Origin of the sequence: Streptomyces hamibioticus, from assembly GCF_047946815.1 — a bacterium.
Lineage (GTDB): Bacteria > Actinomycetota > Actinomycetes > Streptomycetales > Streptomycetaceae > Streptomyces.
In genome coordinates, this window is the sequence record NZ_JBKKQY010000001.1 from 6,617,685 (window position 1) to 6,636,877 (window position 19,193).

Genomic DNA, 19,193 nt, shown 5'->3' on the forward strand with positions numbered 1-19,193 from the left:
CGGCCGGGGCGATTGGCCGTCGACGACGTGCCAGGGGGCGTCCGGGCGGGTCCGGCGAGCCTGGGCGGTGAGGCGCACAGCGCAGCCCGGCGGCTCTTCCTCGGCCAGGAGCCCGAGGTGGGTGTGGCCGGTCATGCGACACCAGGCGGGCAGATCGAGCGTGGCGGCGGGGTCGGTGGCGATGACGTGCACAACGGTGCCTGGAGCGGCGTTGCCGATCTCCTTGCGCAGGCGGAGCAGGAGGGTGACGCGGAGCAGGCCCGGTGCCGTCGACGGTGATGTCGGGTGCTGGGACGGGGTGGTCCTGGCGGGTCATCGGCGATGGGCGGTGGCGATGACGGCGGGCAGGACGGCGAGGGAGAGGACGCCGCCGGCCAGGGCGAGCATGGGGTAGCCGGCGGCGTCGACGACGATGCCGGAGGCCATGCCGCCCGTGGCGCCGGCGATCGCGATGGAGACGTCCACCAGGCCCTGGGTCTTGGCACGGGTGGCCAGCGGCACGGTGTCCGTGATGATCGCGGTACCGGAGACGAGGCCGAAGTTCCAGCCGAGTCCGAGCAGGGCGAGCGCGAGCGCAAGCAGGGCGACGGAGTCCCCGGGCGCGGTGGCAGCGAGAATCCCGGCGGCCAGCAGGGTGATGCCCGAGGCGGCGGCGATCGTCATGCGTCCGTAGCGGTCGACGAGCCAGCCGGTCAGGGGCGAGGGCAGGTACATGGCGCCGATGTGGATGGCTATGACGAGGCCGGAGGCGGCGGTGCCGTGGCCGTGGTCGTGCATGTGGACCGGGGTCATCGTCATGATCGCGACCATGACGAGCTGAGTGAGGACCATGACCAGCGCGCCGAGAACGACGCCCCGGCGGCCTTCCTGGGTGTCCGCGACGTCGGCGGCGGCCGGGTCGGCAGCGGCGTCGGCTTCCTTCGCTGCGGCGAGGGCGCGGGCCAGGTTGAGCGGGTCGGGCCGAAGCCAGAGGGCGAGGACGAGCGCAGCCAGGGCGTAGGCGGTGCCGGAGAGGATGAAGAGTCCGGCCAGGTCGGGGATGCCGAGGGCTTCGGCGAGGGTGCCGGTGGGGGCTGCGAGGTTGGGTCCGGCGACGCCGCCGAGGGTGGTGGCGACCAGGACGGTGGACACGGCCCGGGCCCGGTGGCCGGGTGCGGCGAGGTCGGCTCCGGCGTAGCGGGCCTGGAGGTTGGTGGCGGTTCCGGCGCCGTAGACGAACAGAGCGATGAACAGCAGTACGGGGTTGTCCAGGACGGCGGCGGCGATGACGCCCGCGCTGCCGATGGCGCCGGTGAGGTATCCGGCGGCGAGGGCGGGGCGTCGGCCGCGGGCCTGGGAGATGCGGCCGACGGTGACGGCGGCGAGTGCGGATCCCGCGGTGAACAGGGCGCTGGGCAGTCCGGCGAGGCTGGTGGCGCCGAGCATGTCCTGGGCGAGCAGGGCGCCGACGGTGACGCCGGCGGCGAGGCCGGCGCCGCTGAGGACCTGGGAGGCGACCAGGACGCGCAGGATACGGCGCTGTGCTTGGCCGGTGTCGGCCATGGAGGCCGTCGTGCTGACTGGCGCGGTGCTGGTCATGTCTCTCCGGGCGGCAGGGAGTGGAAGGGGCGGGGCCGGTGGGGTCGGAAGGCCGGGGGTGTCACTGCTGGTCGTGCCGGGCCGGGGCGACGGGAGTGCCAGGGTTTTCGTACCGACGGTCGCTCACCAGCCCGGTGTGCTCGGGAACCGGGGTGGTGAGCAGGAGGAACGGCAGCCCGCGTTGAGGGTCTGGAGGGGGCCGGCGATGAGGCCGTCGGCGTCTCCCGGGCCGACGGACAGGCGGATCATGCTGTCGGCGATGCCGCGCCGGGCGTGCTCGTCCGCATCCAGGCCGTGGTGGCGGTGGGACGGGCTGGGTGATCAGGGACTTGACACCGCCGAGGCCGGGGGCGATGGCGAACAGCTTCAGCCGGTCCGCCACCGCCGCGGTTTCGGTCGCCTCCGCGTCGAGGACGGCGCTGGGCATCCCGCCGCCACCCCGCATCTGCAGGTCCACGATCCGCTTCTGCCCGCCCGTGGCCGGGCCCGGACAGTGCTCGGGCCACGCGCGCCCCGCCGCCCGGGGCGCTCACGTGAGATCCGCCGCGTCGACGGGCATCTCGGACAGGCGCCACTCGAGCATGCCGTCGTCGAGGCGGATCGCCCGGCGGCCCCGGTCGGTCAGCAGCCGCACCGCGTCGTAGGCGAGGACGCAGTACTCGCCACGGCAGTACACGACGATCTCGGTGTCCTCGGGCAGCTCGTTGATCCGCCCGGCCAGTTCCTCGACCGGGATGGAGACGGCGCCGGGGATGTGCCCGGCCTGGTACTCCTCCGTCGGTCGCACGTCGAGCACGACGACGTCGCCGGCCTCGATGCGGGCCCGGAGCTCCTCGCGGGTGACCTCGGCCGCGCCGTCCCGGCCGAGGTAGGCGTCGCGAGCGGCGGGGACAGCGGCCTGGTGGGCCTCGGCGACCTTGCGCAGCAGCGCGAACAGCTGGGCGACGTCATCGCCGGCGAGGCGGTAGTGGATGCGTACGCCTTCACGGCGGGTGGTGACGAACCCGGCCTGCTTGAGGGTCTGCAGGTGCGCCGAGGCGGTCGTCAGATTCAGCCCGGACGCCTTGGCCAGCGCGTCCACGGTGCGCTCGCCCTGGGCCAGCAGATCGAGCAGCTCCAGGCGCTTTCCGCTGGCCAGCGCCTTGCCGCTGGCCGCGAACGCGTCATACAACCGCGCCTTCGTCGCGCTCTTCGTGTGCTCCGCCATGACATCCTCCATAAATCCATGGATTATTGTAGTTGAGTCTGGTGGGTGTGACCGCACGCCTCCGTTCCCGAGATCCTGGAGGACGCCGTGGGCTTCGCGGACGATCACTTGATACCGCTGGTCGACGAAGGGCTGGGCAACAGCGCCTATCTGCTCGACCTCGGCGACGGACGCGCCCTGGCCATGGACGCCGGCCGTGACCTGCGCGCGCTGCGGGCGGCAGCCGAGCGGCGGGGGCTGCACATCGCGTTCGCCGCGGATACGCACTTGCACGCCGACTTCCTCTCCGGCGCCGTCCAGCTCGGGCACGACACCGGCGCCACGATCCTGGCCTCCGCCGCCGGACGGCGCGCCTTCGACCACCAGCGCCTGGCCGACGGCGACGAGGTCGACCTCGGCGGGCTCACGCTGCGGGCCCTGGCCACCCCCGGTCACACCGATGAGCACCTGTCCTTCCTGGTCCTCGACGGCTCCCACCAGCTCGGGGTGTTCACCGGCGGGTCGCTGATCGTGAACTCCGCCGCCCGCACCGACCTCCTCGGCCCGGAGCGCACCGAGGAACTCGCCCGCGCCCAGTACCGGTCGCTCAAGCGGCTGACCGCGCTGCCGGACGAGACCGCGGTCTGGCCCACCCACGGCGCCGGATCCTTCTGCTCCGCTCCGCCCGGCACCGAGCGCACCACCACCATCGGCGCGCAGAAGCAGGCCAACCCGCTGCTTGCCGCACCCGACGAGGACAGCTTCGTGGCCCAGCTGATCGCGAGCCTGGGCACCTACCCCGCCTACTTCGACCGCCTCGGCGAGATCAACCGGCGCGGCCCGGCTGTGCTGACCGCGCAGCCGACGCTGCCCGCCCTGTCCGCGCAGCAGGTCCGGGCCCTGATGGACGACGGCGGTCACGTCGTCGACGTCCGCCCGGCCGCCGACTACGCCGCCGGCCACATCCCCGGCTCCCTGTCCATCCCGTTGCGCGACCAGTTCGCCACCTGGCTCGGCTGGCTCCTGCCCGACACCGCGCCCCTCGCGTTCGTCACCGACGACGGCCAGGACCTGAGCGAGATCGTCTGGCAGGCGTACAAGATCGGCCATGAGCGTCTCGCCGGCCGTCTCGCGGGCGGCATGACCGCCTGGCTCGCCGACGGCAACGCCCAGGCCGCCACTGCGTTCCTCACTGCCGACCGTGCCGCCGGCCGCCCCTACGTCGATGTCCGGCAGGAAGCCGAGTTCGCCGCAGGGCACGTCCCTGGCGCGGTGCACATCGAACTCGGCGCCCTGAACGAAGCCGCCGCCGACGCCCCGACCGGACCGGTCGTGGCCTGCGGGCACGGAGAGCGCGCCATGACCGCCGCCAGCCTCCTGGAGCGCGCCGGCCACACCGATGTCGCCGTCCTCGACGGCGGACCGGACGACTACACCGCCGCCCACGGCCAGCAGCTTGTCCAGGACCCGCAGGACGCGCGCTCGTGAACGTCACGCCGCCCACCACCACGACCGACGCGTCCGGGCGGCCTGTCCAGTTGGGTCTGCGGCAGAACTGGCTGCAGTTCACCCTGCTGGTCATCGTCAACATCTGTGTCGGCGGCCTGGTCGGCCTGGAACGCACCACCGTCCCGCTCATCGGCTCCGAGACCTTCGGCCTGACCAGCGACCTGGCCATCTTCTCCTTCATCATCGCCTTCGGCCTCACCAAGGCGTTCACCAACCTCGCCGCCGGGGCGCTCACCGCCCGCTTCCACCGCAAGCAGCTGCTCGTGGCCGGCTGGCTGCTCGGCATCCCCGTCCCCTTCGCCCTCGCCTACGCACCGTCCTGGGGCTGGATCGTCGCCGCCAACGTCCTGCTCGGCCTCAACCAGGGCCTGACCTGGTCGATGACCGTCAACATGAAGATCGACCTGGTCGGCCCCTCCCGCCGCGGGCTCGCCACCGGCCTGAACGAAGCCGCCGGCTACACCGCGGTCGGCGTCACCGCCCTGCTCACCGGCTACCTCGCCACCGGCTACGGCCTGCGCCCCGTGCCCGAACTCATCGGCGTCGTCTTCGTCGCAGCCGGCCTCGCCCTTGCCCTCGCCGTCCGCGACACCGCCGCCCACGTCGCCCTGGAACTGGCCAACCACACCAAGCCCCTGCCCACCGACGAAGACACCGGCCTGAAAGCCACGTTCGCCCGCACCTCCTGGCGCAACCGCTCCCTGCGCGGCACCAGCCAGGCCGGGCTGATCAACAACCTGAACGACGGCCTCACCTGGGGCGTCTTCCCGCTCCTCTTCACCCACCACGGCCTCGGACTCGCCGCCGTCGGCCTGATCAAGGGCCTCTACCCGATCCTGTGGGGCCTTGGGCAGATCTCCACCGGCCACCTCGCCGACCGCATCGGCCGCAAACCGCTCATCGTCTACGGGATGCTCGTCCAGGCCGTCGGCTTCGTCCTCGCCCTGGCCCTGCTGGACCGTCCGCTGCTCGCGGGCATCCTCTCTGCGGTCTTCCTCGGCCTGGGCACCGCCATGGTCTACCCGGCCCTCATCGCGTCCATCTCCGACCACGCCCACCCGGCGTGGCGGGCCAACGCCCTGGGGACGTACCGGTTCTGGCGGGACATCGGCTACGCCGCCGGGGCTCTCGTAGCCGGCGTCCTCGCCGACGCCCTCGGCCTGAACGCCACCGTCATCGCCGCCGCCGTCCTCACCGCGGCATCCGGACTCCTCGCCGCCCGATGGATCACCGAACAACCTGTTCGTTGAAGGCGGCGAGGTTCACAGAGAGGGCCGCGCGCGGGAGCCGAGCAGCTGAAGCAGCTGCCGGGTCCGCCGAGGAGTGCATGCCCCTCCGCAATGACTCCGAACAGTAGCTGCCACTGTCCCTTCCGGCACTGCGGAACCGGTCAGCCGTGCCACGAGCGCCACAGGGCCGCATAGGCGCCGTCCGCCGCGACCAGTTCGTCGTGGCTGCCCAGCTCGCTGATCCTGCCGTTCTCGACCACGGCGATGACGTCCGCGTCATGGGCGGTGTGCAGGCGGTGGGCGATGGCGACGACCGTCCGGCCGTCCAGCACCCGCGCCAGGGACCGCTCCAGGTGACGGGCCGCCCGGGGGTCGAGCAGCGACGTCGCCTCGTCGAGCACCAGGGTGTGCGGGTCGGCCAGCACCAGCCGGGCCAGCGCGATCTGCTGGGCCTGCGCCGGAGTGAGCGCGAAGCCGCCGGAGCCGACCCCGGTGTCCAGACCGTCGTCGAGGGCGCGCGCCCAGCCGTCCGCGTCGACCGCGCTCAGCGCCGCCCACAGTTCGGCGTCGTCGGCGTGGACGGGTCTCTCCGCGCCCGGGTGGAGCCGGGAGTGGGGGAGGGCGAGCCGGAGGTTGTCGCGCAGGGAGCCCACGAACACGTGGTGCTCCTGGTTGACCAGGGCGACGTGCGAGCGGACCCGTTCGGCGGTCATCCGGGACAGCTCCGCGCCGCCCAGGGTGATCCGTCCGTCGCGGGGTGCGTAGATGCCGGCGAGCAGCCGGCCCAGGGTGGACTTGCCGGCGCCCGACGGGCCGACCAGCGCCAGCCGGGTGCCGGGGGCGACCTCCAGGGACACCTTGCGCAGCACGTCCACGCCTTCGAGGTAGCCGAAGCGCACCCGGTCGGCGTGCACGTCGCGACCGCGCGGTGCCAGTTCCGTGTCACCGGCGTCCGGCTCGATGTCCCGGACGCCGACCAGCCGGGCCAGCGACACCTGGGCCACCTGCAGCTCGTCGTACCAGCGCAGGATCAGGCCCACCGGGTCGACGAGCATCTGGGCGATCAGCGCGCCCGTCGTCAGCTGACCGACCCCGATCCAGCCCTGAAGGACGAAGACACCGCCGATCAGCGTGACGGAGGCCAGCACCGTCACATGGGTGACGTTGATGACCGGGAAGAGGACCGACCGGAGCCAGAGGGTGTAGCGCTCCCAGGCCGTCCACTCCTTGATCCGGCGGTCCGACAGCTCCACCCGGCGGGCGGCGAGGCGGTGCGCTTCCACGGTGCGCCCGGCGTCCACGGTCTCGGCGAACGCGGCGGCCACGGCGGCGTATCCGGCGGCCTCCGAGCGGTAGGCGGCGGGAGCCCGCCGGAAGTACCAGCGGCAGCCCACGACCAGCAGCGGCACGGCGAGCAGCACGGCCGGCGCCAGCGGCGGTGCCGTGACGACGAGCCCGCCGAGCAGCAGCACCACCCACACCACGCCGATCGCGAGCTGGGGCACGGCCTCGCGCATGGCGTTGCCCAGCCGGTCGATGTCCGTCGTGATCCGGGACAGCAGATCACCGGTGCCCGCCCGCTCCAGCACGCCCGGCGGCAGACCGACCGAGCGGACGAGGAAGTCCTCGCGCAGATCGGCCAGCATCCGCTCGCCGAGCATCGCGCCCCGCAACCGCACCTGGCGCACGAACGCGGCATGGACGAGGAGCGCCAGCACGAACAGCGTGGCGGTGAGCCCCGGACGCAGCTCGCGGGCTCCGTCGGAGACCCGCTCCACCAGCCCGCCCAGCAGGTAGGGACCCACCATCGAGGCGATCACGGCGATGGTGTTGACGGTGACGAGGAGCAGGAACGCGCGGCGGTGCCGCCGCAGCAGCTCCGCCACGTACGCCCGTACGGTCGCGGGGGCGCCGATGGGCAGGGTGCTCGCCGTCGTCGGTGCCGCCGGGTCGTAGGACGGTGGCGCCACGCCGATCATGCCGTCTCCTCGATCTCTTCCAGTCGGTGCAGTACGTCCTCGTCGAGCACGCCGTGGCCGCCCAGGACCTTCCGGGCCGCGGCCTCGTCGCCGGTCTCGCGGGTCACCACGGCGCGGTACCGCGGCTCGGTGTGCACGAGGTCGCGGTGGGTGCCGACGGCCGCGGCCTCGCCGTCGTGGAGGAACACGACCTGCTCGGCGCGGTCCAGCAGCAGCGGCGACGAGGTGAAGACCACGGTCGTGCGCCCCGCGCGCAGTCCCCGCAGCCCCTCCGCGATCCGCGCCTCCGTGTGCGAGTCGACGGCGGAGGTCGGCTCGTCCAGGACCAGCACCTGCGGGTCCGTGATCAGGGACCGGGCCAGCGCGAGCCGCTGGCGCTGGCCGCCCGACAGCGAGCGGCCGCGTTCGGTGATCCGGGCGTCCATCGGGTCCTCCGTGCCGAGCGAGCCCTGCACGAGCGCAGCCAGGATGTCCTCGCACTGTGCCGCGGCCAGCGCCTCCTCGGCGCCGACGGCACCGGAGGCGGGCACGTCGAGCAGCTCGCGCAGGGTGCCGGACAGCAGTACGGGGTCCTTGTCCTGGACCAGGACGGCGGTGCGCGCGGAGTCCAGCGGCAGTTCGTCCAGCGGCACGCCGCCCAGCAGCACCGACGGGCTCTCCTCGGCGGGGTGCCCGCCGAGCCGTTCCGCCAGCCGGCCCGCCGCGTCCGGGTCGCCGCACACCACGGCCGTGAGCCGGCCCGTCGGCGCCCGCAGACCGGTGGCCGGGTCGTACAGGTCGCCGGACGGGGCGTCGGCCGCCCGCGAGCCGGCGGTGTCCGTGGCCCGTTGCAGCGACAGCACGCGCGCGGCCCGCTTGGCCGAGGGCCGTGAGAAGGAGTACGCCATGGCGATCTCCTCGACGTGCCGCAGCGGGTAGGTGAGGATCATGACGGAGCTGTAGACGGTGACGAGTTCGCCGACGCCGATGCGGCCCTGGCGGGCCAGGTGGACGCCGTACCAGACCACGGCGATCAGCAGCAGCCCCGGCAGCAGCACCTGGATCGCCGAGATCAGGGCCCACATCCGGGCGCTGCGCACGGCCGCCCGGCGGACCTCCTGCGAGGCGCGGCGGTAGCGGCCGAGGAACAGCTCCTCGCCGCCGATGCCGCGCAGCACCCGCAGCCCCGCGACGGTGTCCGAGGCGAGTTCGGTGGCGCGGCCGGCCTTCTCGCGCTGGATGTCGGCGCGCCGGGTGGCCCGGGGCAGCAGAGGCAGCACCGCGAGGGCCAGCACCGGCAGCCCCAGGGCGACGACGGCGCCGAGGGCCGGGTGGTAGACGACGAGGCCCACGCAGACCAGCACGATGGTCAGCGCCGCCGCCGTGAAGCGGGACACGGCCTCGACGAACCAGCCGATCTTCTCGACGTCACCGGTGGACACGGCGACCACTTCACCGGCGGCGACGCGCCGGGTGAGGGCGGAGCCCAGCACGGCCGCCTTGCGGGCCAGCAGCTGCTGGACGCGGGCCGCGGCGGTGATCCAGTTGGTGACCGCGGCGCGGTGCAGGAAGGTGTCGCCGAGGGCGTTGCCGACGCACGCCAGCGCCATCAGGGCACCGGCCAGGGCGAGGCCACCTCCGTCGCGGTCGACGACGGCCTGAACGGCGAGACCCACGCAGAAGGGCAGCGAGGACACGGAGGCGAAGTGCAGCAGCCCCCAGGCCAGGGACCTGAGCTGACCGCGCAGCTGGTTCCGGAAGAGCCACCACAGGAAGCGGGGTCCGGAGCGTGCGTCCGGCACCCCCGGGTCGGGATACGGAAGGTCTTGGATCTGCATGACGTCCCAGTGGCTCGGGTCGGGGGATGCCGTGGCGCACGGCAGCAAGTGCTTGCAAACCGTGAAAGGTTCGCGCCGCAGCGTGCCGGAAGGCAACCGGTTTTCCGCGGGGGCGTGCGGATCCGGCTGCCGTGCGGCACGGTCCGGCATGGTGCGCGAGCCACCACTCGGCGGGGGCGCCCGGCGACGAGTGCGACGCCGGGTGCGACGATGGGGCGATGCAGAACGGCGGTGCTGTGCGGACGAGGGTCGCTGCGGTGGCCCTGGGGGCCCTGCTGACGCTCTCCGGCTGTGGCGGCGGGGACGGGCCCGCCCCGGATCCCGGAGCGCACCGGCCCTCGGGCGGTGCCACGGCCGAATCCCGCGGCACCGCCGGCCCGACGCGCCTCCCGGGCATCGGCGAGCGGTACCGGCAGCGCATCCCGGCCGCGTCCCGCCAGGTCGTCGCGGTGTACGGAGACGGCAGGAACTCCGCGGACTCCACGGTCGTGCTCTACACGAAGCAGGGCTCCCGCTGGCACCGGTCGCACAGCTGGCCGGCGCACAACGGCACCAAGGGGTGGACGACCGACCACCACGAGAACGACAAGCGCAGCCCCGTGGGCGTGTTCACGCTCAGCGACGCCGGCGGCGTCCTGCCGGACCCGGGCGCCAGGCTGCCGTACACCCGGTCCGCCGCCTTCGCGGCGCCGCGCTGGTGGGACAAGGCGTACTGGCACGACTTCGACTACGTCATCGCCATCGACTACAACCGCGTCAAGGGCACGCCGCCGAACGACCCGACCCGCCCCGAGGGCGCGTCCAGGGGCGGCGGGATCTGGCTGCACCTGGACCACGGCAGCGGCACGTCGGCGTGCGTCAGCCTCCCCCGGCCGGCGATGGAGCACCTGCTGCGCACCCTGGACCCGGCCCGGCACCCCGTCATCGTCATGGGAGACCGGGCGGAACTGAAGTCCTGACCCGGCCTTCCGGCCAGGGCCGGACTACGGTCCCGCAGGCCGGCCGTGCGCCACGGCGTCCCCGTCGACCAGCGTGTCCAGCAGTCCGCCCAGCGTGCCCCGCTGTTCGTCCGTCAGCGGGGCGAGGATCTCCTCCGCCGCCGACCGTCGCGCGGCGTGCAGCTCCCGCAGGGTCGCGAGCCCGTCGTCGGTCAACTCGATCCGGATCACCCGGCGGTTGGCCGGGTCCGGCACCCGTCGCACCTTCCCGGCCGCCTCCAGCCCGTCCACCAGCGTCGTCACCGCACGGGGCACCACCTCCAGGCGCGCGGCCAGATCGGCCATGCGCGGCGGCGAGCCGTAGTGGGCGAGCGTGCGCAGCAGCCGGGACTGGGCCGGTGTGACGCCCAGGCCGCGCCGCTCCAGATGGTGCTTCTGGATGCGGTGCACACGGCGGGTGAGCCGCAGCAACTGCTCGGCGAGCAGGCCGTCGTGGTCGGAGGCGGTCATGCCGGAACAGTATCAGGACGACGTTCATTGTGAGTATAGGTAACAATGAGCTACGATCCGTAAGGTCCTCGCTCGGCGCGGACGCCGCCCGCCGCAAGGCTGCGCCTGCCTCCCTGTCGACATGTCGCCCCTCGTAGGAGCCCATGCACCCCGATCACGAACCCGCCTGGAGCCCGCCCGCCGGCGCGAAGGAGCAGCCCCGGCAGGTGCGTCGCATCCTGAAGCTCTTCCGTCCCTACCGGGGCCGGCTCGCCGTCGTCGGACTGCTGGTCGGCGCCTCGTCGCTGGTGTCGGTCGCCACGCCCTTCCTGCTGAAGGAGATCCTGGACGTCGCGATCCCCGAGGGGCGCACCGGCCTGCTCAGCCTGCTCGCCCTCGGCATGATCCTCGGCGCCGTGCTCACCAGCGTCTTCGGCGTGCTGCAGACGCTGATCTCCACGACGGTCGGCCAGCGCGTCATGCACGACCTGCGCACCGCGGTCTACGGCCGTCTGCAGCGCATGTCGCTCGCCTTCTTCACCCGCACCCGCACCGGCGAGGTCCAGTCCCGCATCGCCAACGACATCGGCGGTATGCAGGCCACCGTCACCTCCACCGCCACCTCCCTGGTCTCCAACCTCACCAGCGTGGTCGCCACGATCGCCGCCATGGTCGTCCTCGACTGGCGCCTGACCGTGGTCACGCTCCTGCTGCTGCCGGTGTTCGTGTGGATCAGCCGCCGCGTCGGCAACGAGCGCAAGAAGATCACCACCCGGCGCCAGAAGCAGATGGCCGTCATGGCCGCCACGGTGACCGAGTCGCTCTCCGTCAGCGGCATCCTGCTCGGCCGGACCATGGGCCGCTCCGACTCGCTCACCCGCGCCTTCGCGGAGGAGTCCGAGGGCCTGGTGGACCTGGAAGTGAAGGCCAACATGGCGGGCCGCTGGCGCATGGCCGTCATCACGATCGTCATGGCCGCCATGCCCGCCGTCATCTACTGGACCGCGGGCCTGGCTCTCCAGCTCGGCGGCCCCGGCGTCTCCATCGGCACGATCGTCGCCTTCGTCTCGCTCCAGCAGGGCCTGTTCCGGCCGACCGTCAGCCTGCTGTCCACCGGTGTCCAGATCCAGACCTCGCTCGCGCTGTTCCAGCGCATCTTCGAGTACCTGGACCTGCCGATCGACATCACCGAGCGCGAGAACCCCGTCCGTCTCGACCGCATCAAGGGCGAGGTCCGCTTCGAGAACGTCGAATTCCGCTACGACGGCAAGGGCGGGGCCGTCCTCGACGGCATCGACATCACCGTCCCCGCGGGCGGCAGCCTGGCCGTCGTCGGCCCGACCGGCGCCGGCAAGTCCACCCTCGGCCACCTGGTGCCCCGGCTCTACGACGTGACCGGAGGCCGGGTCACCCTGGACGGGGTCGACGTGCGCGACCTGGACTTCGACACCCTCGCGCGCGCGGTGGGCGTCGTCTCGCAGGAGACGTACCTCTTCCACGCCTCCGTCGCCGACAACCTGCGCTTCGCCAAGCCGGACGCCACCGACGGGGAACTGGTCGAGGCGGCGAAGGCGGCCCAGATCCACGACCACATCGCGTCCCTCCCCGACGGTTACGACACGGTCGTCGGCGAGCGCGGCCACCGCTTCTCCGGTGGCGAGAAGCAGCGCCTGGCCATCGCGCGCACCATCCTGCGCGACCCGCCCGTCCTGATCCTCGACGAGGCCACCAGCGCGCTGGACACCCGCACCGAGGCCGCCGTGCAGCGGGCCGTCGAGGCGCTGTCCGTCAACCGCACCACGCTGACCATCGCCCACCGCCTGTCCACGGTCCGGGCCGCCGACCAGATCGTGGTCCTCGACTCCGGTCGCGTGGCCGAACGCGGCACCCACGAGGAGTTGCTGGAGCGGGACGGGCGCTACGCCGCCCTGGTCCGGCGCGACGCCCGACTGGAGCCGACAAAATGACGATATGCCAGGTTTGTGACGATATGCGGGTTACCGTGCCCGCATGCAGATGAACACTCCGCCACGGAGCACGAGGAGCACGATTCGACTGACGCGCCGGGGCCGTATCGCCCTGATCGCGACCGGAGCCGTCGTGGCCGGCACCGCCGTGGCGGTGCCGCTGCTGACCATGGGCGGGGAGGAGGACTCCCGTCCCACCTCGCTGGTGATTCCCGAGGGCTGGCGCGCGACGCAGGTCTACCAGGCCGTCGACAAGGCACTCGAACTGCCGCCCGGCACCACCAAGAAGTCCCTCCCCAAGGCGCGTCTGAAGCTGCCGAACGACGCGGAGGGCAACCCCGAGGGCTACCTCTTCCCGGCGACGTACCCCCTGGAGGAGAAGGGGAAGCGGGCCACTCCGGAGCAGCTGCTGTCGGCCATGGTCGACAAGGCCAACGAGAAGTTCCACGGGGCCCCGGTCGCCGCCGGCGCCCAGCGCAACGCCATGAACGTCTACCAGGCCGTCACGATCGCCAGCATCGTCCAGGCCGAGGCGGCCACCGAGGCCGACATGGGCAAGGTGGCCCGAGTCGTCTTCAACCGGCTGGAACGCGGTATGCCGTTGCAGATGGACTCCACCATCAACTACGCGCTGAACCGCTCCACGCTGACGACGACCGTCAAGGACACGAAGATCGACAGCCCCTACAACTCGTACCAGCGCATGGGACTGCCGCCCACGCCGATCGACAATCCGGGCGAGGAGGCGATGCGCGCCGCCATCAACCCGACGCCGGGGGACTGGCTCTACTTCGTCACGGTCAAGCCGGGCGACACCCGCTTCACCGCCGACTACAAGGAGCACCAGCGCAACGTCGCGGAGTTCAACGAGAACCAGCGCAAGGCCGCGCCCAAGGCGGCCGGCTGACCCGGCGGGGCATCACGCGGCGGCCCGTTCCGTCATGGCCGGCAGCCGCTTGATGTCCCGCACGGCCGCGCGCCCCGCCCGGTTCGCGCCGATGGTGCTGGCCGACGGCCCGTAGCCCACGAGGTGGACCCGCGGATCGGCGACCGCGCGCGTGCCGTCGACGCGGATGCCGCCGCCCGGCTCACGCAGGCGCAACGGCGCCAGATGGTCGACAGCGGCCCGGAACCCGGTCGCCCACAGAATGACGTCGGCGGCCACCCGCCGCCCGTCCGCCCACGCGACGCCGTCGGGCGTGATCCGGTCGAACACGGGCCGGCGGTCCAGGACACCGGAGTCGATGCCCGCCCGGATCGCGTCGTTGAGCGGCAGCCCCGTCACCGACACCACGCTCGTCGGCGGCAGCCCCCGCCGCACCCGCTGCTCCACGAGCGCCACCGCCGCCCGGCCCGCGTCCTCGTCGAAGGGCCCCTCCCGGAAGACGGGCGGGCGCCCCGCGTCACCCAGGTGGTGGCAGCGGCGTGCGGAGCGATCTCCAGCAGGTGCTGGGTGCCCGAGGCGCCCCCGCCGACCACGACCACCCGCTGCCCGGCGAACTCCTCGGGACCGGCGTACTGCGCCGTGTGCAGCTGTCGGCCCCGGAAGGTCTCCTGCCCCGGGTAGCAGGGCCAGAAGGGCCGGTCCCAGGTTCCGGTCGCGTTGATCAGCGCCCGGGTCGACCAGACCCCGGCCGATGTCTCGACACGCAGCCGCCCACCGTCGCCCTCGCGCACCGCACGGACGTCGACGGGCCGTCGTACCCGCAGGCCGAAGGCGCGCTCGTACGCGGCGAAGTACTCGGAGACGACATCCGCCGACGGCCGGTCCGGATCGGCGCCGGTCAGCTCCATGCCCGGCAGGGCGTGCATCCCGTTCACCCTGCCGTACGTCAGCGACGGCCAGCGGAACTGCCAGGCGCCGCCCGGGCCGGGGGAGTGGTCGAGCACCACGAAGTCGCGCTCCGGCTCGAAACCGGCGCGGCGCAGGTGATAGGCGCTGGACAGCCCCGCCTGACCCGCGCCCACGACGACGACCTCGACCTCGTGTGTGTTGTTCACGTGTCTACCAACAGTGGGCCGATGACGGATCTTCCCGGCCCCCGGCGGTGGTCCCTTCGTGCCCCGGCCCGCCCCGTGCGTCAGGATGGGAACCATGTCAGATGCCTTCACCACCCGGGTCCTCAACCTCGCCACCGGCTCCACGGAGAGGGTCGTCGACATCACCGGCGACTGCGAGTCCTTCCTGCGGGAGGCGGCGGCCGGCCGCGACGGGCTCCTCAACGTCTTCGTCCCGCACGCCACCGCCGGGATCGCGATCATCGAGACGGGCGCCGGCAGCGACGACGACCTGCTGGCCGCCCTGCACAGCCTGCTGCCCGCCGACGACCGCTGGCAGCACCGCCACGGCCACCCCGGCCACGGCCGCGACCACGTCCTGCCCGCCTTCGTGCCCCCGCACGCCACCCTGCCCGTGGTCGGCGGCCGGCTGGAGACGGGGACCTGGCAGTCGGTGTGCCTGGTGGACACCAACGTCGACAACGAGAACCGCCAGGTCCGGCTGTCGTTCCTCGGCTGACCACGATCGCTCCCGGGCGCCGTGCCGCCGCACCCTCTGGCCGAGTCTGAGGAGGCGGACGGGCAGCGGCTCGTCTCCCTCGTGGCCGTCGATCCCTCTTCATGCTCCGGGCATGGTGGCCCTGATCGCGCGGATTCTTCTCCGTCGCCTGGGACTTCCCTGCCAGGATCGGACACGTGACATACGTAGTGACCGTGGACGCACACATCCCGGACGACACTCCGGAGATGGACCCGCTCCAGCGCGCCGGCGCCGTGGCGCTCATCGAGGACGGTTTCGACTCGGTCCATGCCATCGAGGGTCCCGACGGCATGGAAGCCGATCTCCTCGACAGCATCGTGGCCGTCTACCCGGGTGGAGCGCTGCTGAAAGTGTTCGTGGATGCGCCGGCCCTGGAATTCGCCGAGGAGGCGGTGCGATCGGTCGTGGGCGAACTGCTGGAACGGTCCGAGCTGCTGGCGCACTGGCAGATCGAGCGATGCGAGGTCGAACTCCACCCGGAGCTCAGGAGAGTCTCGAGGCCGCCGACGGCCCTGACGCCCCGCCCGATGACCCGGCCGACCGTAAGGCCCGGCATACCGAGCGTCACACAGCCGAGGACGACAAAGAGAGCTACGACGCCGAAGCGAGGACCGAGACAGTACGCGGTCGGATGCTGGCACTGGCAGGCGAGCTGCGCTCCTTCCCTCCCGTGATGTTCGGCGTCCTCGACGACGCAGACGACGAGGAAGAAGACGGGCACGGCGAGTTCGCCGTCTCGCCGGAGGACGCCAAACTCGCTGCCGGCGCATTGGTGTACACGACGGACACCTTGGTGGACCAGCTGTTCCAGGACGTGCAGACCCTGACGGAGGAGGACACCGACGCCGCCCAATGCGACGGGGTCTTGTGGCACTTCGAGGACCTTCCCCAGCGATACGCACTCCAGTACGACGCCCGTTTCGCCCGCCGCTTCCTCGTGACGGTGATCGCGATGACCACCCGCTTCACGGACGGCAGCTTCCAGCGGTTGAGCTGTGTCGCCGAGGAACTCGCCCTGAGGCTGCTGCTGAATGCGACGAACGTGGCCCTGGAGACATTCGGAATGCTCAACGACGGTGTCTCGGCTGCGCTCGACACTTTCGCTGACAACGTCTACGAGGACATGGACCACGAGTGGCTCTACGACGATTCCATGGACGGGATTGACGACAGCGCCGTCGGGGCGGCTGTCGGAGTCGCGCCCATGGTGTTGAAGGCGTGGTTCACACCGTTCGACGAGGGCGGGTACATCCACCCGTGTGCGGCTGATGAACCGGAGGGGACACCGCAGTGACTTCGTCCCGCTGCCTGAAACCGGCCGCGTCCGATAGCGCCTTCAACGCCCTGGTCACCTCGGTGGGCACGGGAAGGATGCCCGCCGTGGTCAGGTCCGCCACCGTGATCAGTGGGCCCGCGCACACCTCGCTGAAGAGGTCGGCCTGCCCCACAGGCAAAGGTCAGCGGTGATGAGCGGCACGGTACGGCACGGGTGTGGCACCCAGTGCGCGCACATGAAAAGGGCTGCGGTGATCAGCGGCCCGCCTCGATGGCGGCGTGGCGCCGCCGTCGAAGCTCCTCGCGTTCAACGTCCGGGATGGTCATCGACTCGGCGAGCACGGCGGCGAGCGCGTCCACTTCGGTGTTGTCGATCTCAGCGCGGAAGAGCCACCGGATGCTCTCGTCGCGCGTGATGAGGTCGACTGCCAAGCGCGCGCCTTCGTCCTGTGCAGTCGCTGCCCGGACGTATCGCACTTGGTCGATCGGGATGTCCCGACGGACCTCGCCTCGCTCAAGGAATGCACTCGCCCTGGCCGTGATGACGCGGCGGTCCGTGACGGCGACCAGTGTCTTCGCCACAGCCTTGTCCATCGCCGCCGCCACCTTCTCCTTCGCTCCGCCGAGGATCGCAGAAATCGGACCGAAGGCATGGAACTCGTCGGGGAAGCCGAGGACACGCAGGGTCTCACCGCCCTCAAGCAACCATCACAGGATACGAAGGTACGGCTCGAGGTCCAGCGATACGGGTGCGCAGACGACGCCTGGAGCCTCGAGCGGAGGGGCTGGCGGATGAAGAGCGTCGGCAAGGGGCTCGATGGCCTCCAGAAAACGGGCGGAGATTTCGCGGGCTGCTTTCGAGTCCCTCCGCTTCCCAGGTAGTGGCAGCGTGTCGCGACCGGAGAGCTCGGCGATGATTCGTAGTTCCCGCCTCAGCGAGACGAGGAGGCTCGTCGTCTCGGCGACAGCGGAGTCGAGCTCCGCGCGAGTGTCGCGCGCGATGACGTCGACCAACCGTGCCTCGTCAGCGTCCGAGCCCCTGCACGCCGGCGAATTGGCTCGGTGCGGCGCGTTGTCCGGTTGGTCTGGGTTGTCTCGACGGACGCCGGCGGACCCCAACGTCGCGCGGACCCCGCGCCGCGGGCGGATTGATTGTCAGTGGTGGCCCCTAGTGTTCGAGGCAGTGGAACCCGCGGAAACACGCCGCGGGGCTCGGCCTGGGGGAGAGGTCTGCGATGACGACGACATATCTGGAGCTGTCGCAGGACGGCGGGGGTGCGCACAAGTTCTACGAAGTCACCGTCGAGGGACAGGTCGTGTCCGTGCGCTACAGGCGCATCGGCGCCGCCGGGCAGACCCAGACGTCGACGTTCCCGACCGCCGAGAAGGCCCAGGCCGCCGCAGCCAGGAAGATCGGCGAGAAGGTGCGCAAGGGGTACGCCCCGGCGGTCCGGGGACAGCGCGCGCCCCGCGCGGTCACGCGGCGCCAGGTGACCTCGGCACCGTCCACGGCCCGCGCGGTGGCCCCGGTGCTGTGGCGGTTCCGCACCGGCTCCTCCGCGTTCGGCATCCACATCGACGACGAGCACTGCTGGGTGGGCAACCAGGCGGGTGACGTCTTCACGCTGGCGCACGGCGGCGAGGTCCTCGCCCGCTACCACCTGCCGGACGGCGTCAAGTGCCTGGTCGCCGACGACTTCTGGATCTACGCGGGCTGCGACGACGGACGGGTCTACGACCTGTCGTCCAAACTGCCCTTCGCCGCCTACGACATCGCCGCCGACGTCGACATCTTCTGGCTCGACATCCACGAGGGCGTGCTGAACGTCGCGGACCGCGCCGGACGGCTCACCGTCATCGACCACGAGGACGAGCACCAGTGGGCGCGCGGCGGACGCGGTGAGCACGCCTGGATGGTGCGCGCCGACGACCGCGCCGTGTACCACGGTCACTCGCGCGGTGTGACGGCCCACGCCCCGGACGGCGGCACCGAGTTGTGGCACACCCGCACCCAGGGCGGCGTCCTCTTCGGCTGGCAGGAGGACGACGCGGTGTACGCCGGGACGGCCCACCAGGTCGTCCACCGGCTCTCCAAGGCGACCGGTGCCCTGGAGGCGACGTACCGCTGCGACAGCGCGGCGTACTCGTGCGCCACCTCACCCGGCGGCCGGTACGTCTTCGCGGGGGACGCGGCCTCCTCGGTGTACTGCTTCGACCGGGACGGCACGCGGCTGTGGAAGCTCGGCACGGGCGGTGGGTCCGCGCTGTCCATGCAGTACCGCGACGAGCGGCTCTACCTGGTCACCACGGACGGCTCCCTGGTGTGCGTGGACGCGAGCGAGGCCGCGGTCACGGCCGCCCAGCAGGGCTCGGTGCCGGTCGCCCGCGACGTCAAGCTCGCCGCCACGCTGCCCACCTACGCGCCCGCCACGGCGGCCGCCGCCGTGGCGACCGTCGCCGCGGTCCCCACGGGGTCGGTGGTCGTCGAGTGCGTGCAGGAGGGTGGCCGGACGCGGGTGCACGTGGTGACCGAGGGCTACGACCGGTTGTGGAACGTCCAGTTCCCGCGGGCGATACGGGAGCCGGGCGCACGGTACGTCGTCGACGCCCTGCACCCGGCGTCGGGTGGCTTCTACCGGGTCCGCGGCGACATCCGGCGGCTCCGGTAGCGGAAGGGCCCGCCCCGG

Annotated in this window: 16 protein-coding genes and 1 pseudogene; 9 read left to right on the forward strand and 8 right to left on the reverse strand. The window is 72.1% G+C overall.

From position 1 onward, the window contains the following. Nucleotides 1–312: 312 nt before the first annotated feature. Both ACLGIH_RS30180 and ACLGIH_RS30185 read right to left on the reverse strand, forming a co-directional pair. Nucleotides 313–1,578, reverse strand: a complete 1,266-nt coding sequence (locus ACLGIH_RS30180) for an MFS transporter (protein WP_416528442.1) — start codon at nucleotides 1,576–1,578, stop codon at nucleotides 313–315. 529 nt (nucleotides 1,579–2,107) lie between these two features. Then, entirely contained in the window at nucleotides 2,108–2,785 is a 678-nt protein-coding gene (locus ACLGIH_RS30185) for an ArsR/SmtB family transcription factor (RefSeq protein ID WP_416528443.1), read from the reverse strand. Nucleotides 2,786–2,872: 87 nt separating this feature from the next. Between ACLGIH_RS30185 and ACLGIH_RS30190 the strand changes: the two genes are divergently transcribed. Further along, a complete protein-coding gene (locus tag ACLGIH_RS30190) occupies nucleotides 2,873–4,252 on the forward strand; it encodes an MBL fold metallo-hydrolase (RefSeq protein ID WP_416528444.1) in 1,380 nt (459 codons plus the stop codon). Continuing rightward, nucleotides 4,249–5,523, forward strand: a complete 1,275-nt coding sequence (locus tag ACLGIH_RS30195; protein ID WP_416528445.1) for an MFS transporter — start codon at nucleotides 4,249–4,251, stop codon at nucleotides 5,521–5,523. Before ACLGIH_RS30190 ends, ACLGIH_RS30195 begins: the two co-directional genes overlap by 4 nt. 140 nt (nucleotides 5,524–5,663) lie before the next feature. On the opposite strand, the gene ACLGIH_RS30200 is transcribed toward ACLGIH_RS30195, so the two are convergent. Both ACLGIH_RS30200 and ACLGIH_RS30205 read right to left on the reverse strand, forming a co-directional pair. Then, nucleotides 5,664–7,481 (reverse strand): ABC transporter ATP-binding protein, encoded by a 1,818-nt coding sequence (locus ACLGIH_RS30200; protein WP_416528446.1) that lies wholly within the window; start codon nucleotides 7,479–7,481, stop codon nucleotides 5,664–5,666. After that, nucleotides 7,478–9,298 (reverse strand): ABC transporter transmembrane domain-containing protein, encoded by a 1,821-nt coding sequence (locus ACLGIH_RS30205; protein WP_416528447.1) that lies wholly within the window; start codon nucleotides 9,296–9,298, stop codon nucleotides 7,478–7,480. Before ACLGIH_RS30205 ends, ACLGIH_RS30200 begins: the two co-directional genes overlap by 4 nt. A 218-nt stretch (nucleotides 9,299–9,516) precedes the next feature. Here ACLGIH_RS30205 and ACLGIH_RS30210 point away from each other — a divergent pair, with 218 nt between their 5' ends. Next, nucleotides 9,517–10,257: a hypothetical protein gene (locus ACLGIH_RS30210; RefSeq protein WP_416528448.1), complete on the forward strand. Its 741-nt coding sequence runs from the start codon at nucleotides 9,517–9,519 to the stop codon at nucleotides 10,255–10,257. Between the two features lie 24 nt (nucleotides 10,258–10,281). Here ACLGIH_RS30210 and ACLGIH_RS30215 read toward each other — a convergent pair whose 3' ends face one another. Continuing rightward, nucleotides 10,282–10,746, reverse strand: coding sequence for a MarR family winged helix-turn-helix transcriptional regulator (locus tag ACLGIH_RS30215; RefSeq protein ID WP_416528449.1), 465 nt, complete (start codon nucleotides 10,744–10,746; stop codon nucleotides 10,282–10,284). A 143-nt stretch (nucleotides 10,747–10,889) separates the two neighbouring features. Between ACLGIH_RS30215 and ACLGIH_RS30220 the strand changes: the two genes are divergently transcribed. Beyond that, on the forward strand, nucleotides 10,890–12,692 hold the full coding sequence (locus ACLGIH_RS30220; protein ID WP_416528450.1) for an ABC transporter ATP-binding protein: 1,803 nt from the start codon (nucleotides 10,890–10,892) through the stop codon (nucleotides 12,690–12,692). Between the two features lie 43 nt (nucleotides 12,693–12,735). Next, nucleotides 12,736–13,599, forward strand: a complete 864-nt coding sequence (gene mltG, locus ACLGIH_RS30225) for an endolytic transglycosylase MltG (protein ID WP_416528451.1) — start codon at nucleotides 12,736–12,738, stop codon at nucleotides 13,597–13,599. Nucleotides 13,600–13,611: 12 nt separating this feature from the next. Here the strand turns inward: mltG and ACLGIH_RS30230 are convergent. Further along, nucleotides 13,612–14,693, reverse strand: a pseudogene (locus ACLGIH_RS30230) (NAD(P)-binding domain-containing protein). A 94-nt stretch (nucleotides 14,694–14,787) separates the two neighbouring features. On the opposite strand from ACLGIH_RS30230, the gene ACLGIH_RS30235 reads away from it, so the two are divergent. The 3 genes from ACLGIH_RS30235 to ACLGIH_RS30245 all read left to right on the forward strand — a co-directional run bounded on the left by ACLGIH_RS30235 (nucleotide 14,788) and on the right by ACLGIH_RS30245 (nucleotide 16,525). Next, entirely contained in the window at nucleotides 14,788–15,210 is a 423-nt protein-coding gene (locus ACLGIH_RS30235; protein WP_416528452.1) for a YjbQ family protein, read from the forward strand. 194 nt (nucleotides 15,211–15,404) lie between these two features. Further along, complete coding sequence (locus tag ACLGIH_RS30240) at nucleotides 15,405–15,905, forward strand: hypothetical protein (RefSeq protein WP_416528453.1); 501 nt, start codon at nucleotides 15,405–15,407, stop codon at nucleotides 15,903–15,905. Further along, complete coding sequence (locus ACLGIH_RS30245) at nucleotides 15,905–16,525, forward strand: hypothetical protein (RefSeq protein WP_416528454.1); 621 nt, start codon at nucleotides 15,905–15,907, stop codon at nucleotides 16,523–16,525. Before ACLGIH_RS30240 ends, ACLGIH_RS30245 begins: the two co-directional genes overlap by 1 nt. Before the next feature lie 236 nt (nucleotides 16,526–16,761). On the opposite strand, the gene ACLGIH_RS30250 is transcribed toward ACLGIH_RS30245, so the two are convergent. Next, nucleotides 16,762–17,211 carry a hypothetical protein gene (locus ACLGIH_RS30250; protein ID WP_416528455.1) on the reverse strand — a complete coding sequence of 150 codons (450 nt, stop codon included), beginning with the start codon at nucleotides 17,209–17,211 and terminating at the stop codon, nucleotides 16,762–16,764. Nucleotides 17,212–17,214: 3 nt separating this feature from the next. Next, entirely contained in the window at nucleotides 17,215–17,520 is a 306-nt protein-coding gene (locus tag ACLGIH_RS30255; RefSeq protein ID WP_416528456.1) for a hypothetical protein, read from the reverse strand. 221 nt (nucleotides 17,521–17,741) lie between these two features. On the opposite strand from ACLGIH_RS30255, the gene ACLGIH_RS30260 reads away from it, so the two are divergent. Continuing rightward, complete coding sequence (locus ACLGIH_RS30260; RefSeq protein WP_416528457.1) at nucleotides 17,742–19,175, forward strand: WGR domain-containing protein; 1,434 nt, start codon at nucleotides 17,742–17,744, stop codon at nucleotides 19,173–19,175. The last annotated feature ends 18 nt before the right edge of the window (nucleotides 19,176–19,193 follow it).

Bases quoted from the DNA above. Each gene is read 5' to 3' on its own strand.
- ACLGIH_RS30235 (WP_416528452.1), top strand. From the start codon at position 14,788: ATGTCAGATGCCTTCACCACCCGGGTCCTCAACCTCGCCACCGGCTCC.
- ACLGIH_RS30185 (WP_416528443.1), bottom strand. From the start codon at position 2,785: ATGGCGGAGCACACGAAGAGCGCGACGAAGGCGCGGTTGTATGACGCG.
- ACLGIH_RS30205 (WP_416528447.1), bottom strand. From the start codon at position 9,298: ATGCAGATCCAAGACCTTCCGTATCCCGACCCGGGGGTGCCGGACGCA.
- ACLGIH_RS30220 (WP_416528450.1), top strand. From the start codon at position 10,890: ATGCACCCCGATCACGAACCCGCCTGGAGCCCGCCCGCCGGCGCGAAG.
- ACLGIH_RS30260 (WP_416528457.1), top strand. From the start codon at position 17,742: ATGACGACGACATATCTGGAGCTGTCGCAGGACGGCGGGGGTGCGCAC.
- ACLGIH_RS30180 (WP_416528442.1), bottom strand. From the start codon at position 1,578: ATGACCAGCACCGCGCCAGTCAGCACGACGGCCTCCATGGCCGACACC.
- ACLGIH_RS30210 (WP_416528448.1), top strand. From the start codon at position 9,517: ATGCAGAACGGCGGTGCTGTGCGGACGAGGGTCGCTGCGGTGGCCCTG.
- ACLGIH_RS30245 (WP_416528454.1), top strand. From the start codon at position 15,905: ATGTTCGGCGTCCTCGACGACGCAGACGACGAGGAAGAAGACGGGCAC.
- ACLGIH_RS30200 (WP_416528446.1), bottom strand. From the start codon at position 7,481: ATGATCGGCGTGGCGCCACCGTCCTACGACCCGGCGGCACCGACGACG.
- ACLGIH_RS30215 (WP_416528449.1), bottom strand. From the start codon at position 10,746: ATGACCGCCTCCGACCACGACGGCCTGCTCGCCGAGCAGTTGCTGCGG.
- mltG (WP_416528451.1), top strand. From the start codon at position 12,736: ATGCAGATGAACACTCCGCCACGGAGCACGAGGAGCACGATTCGACTG.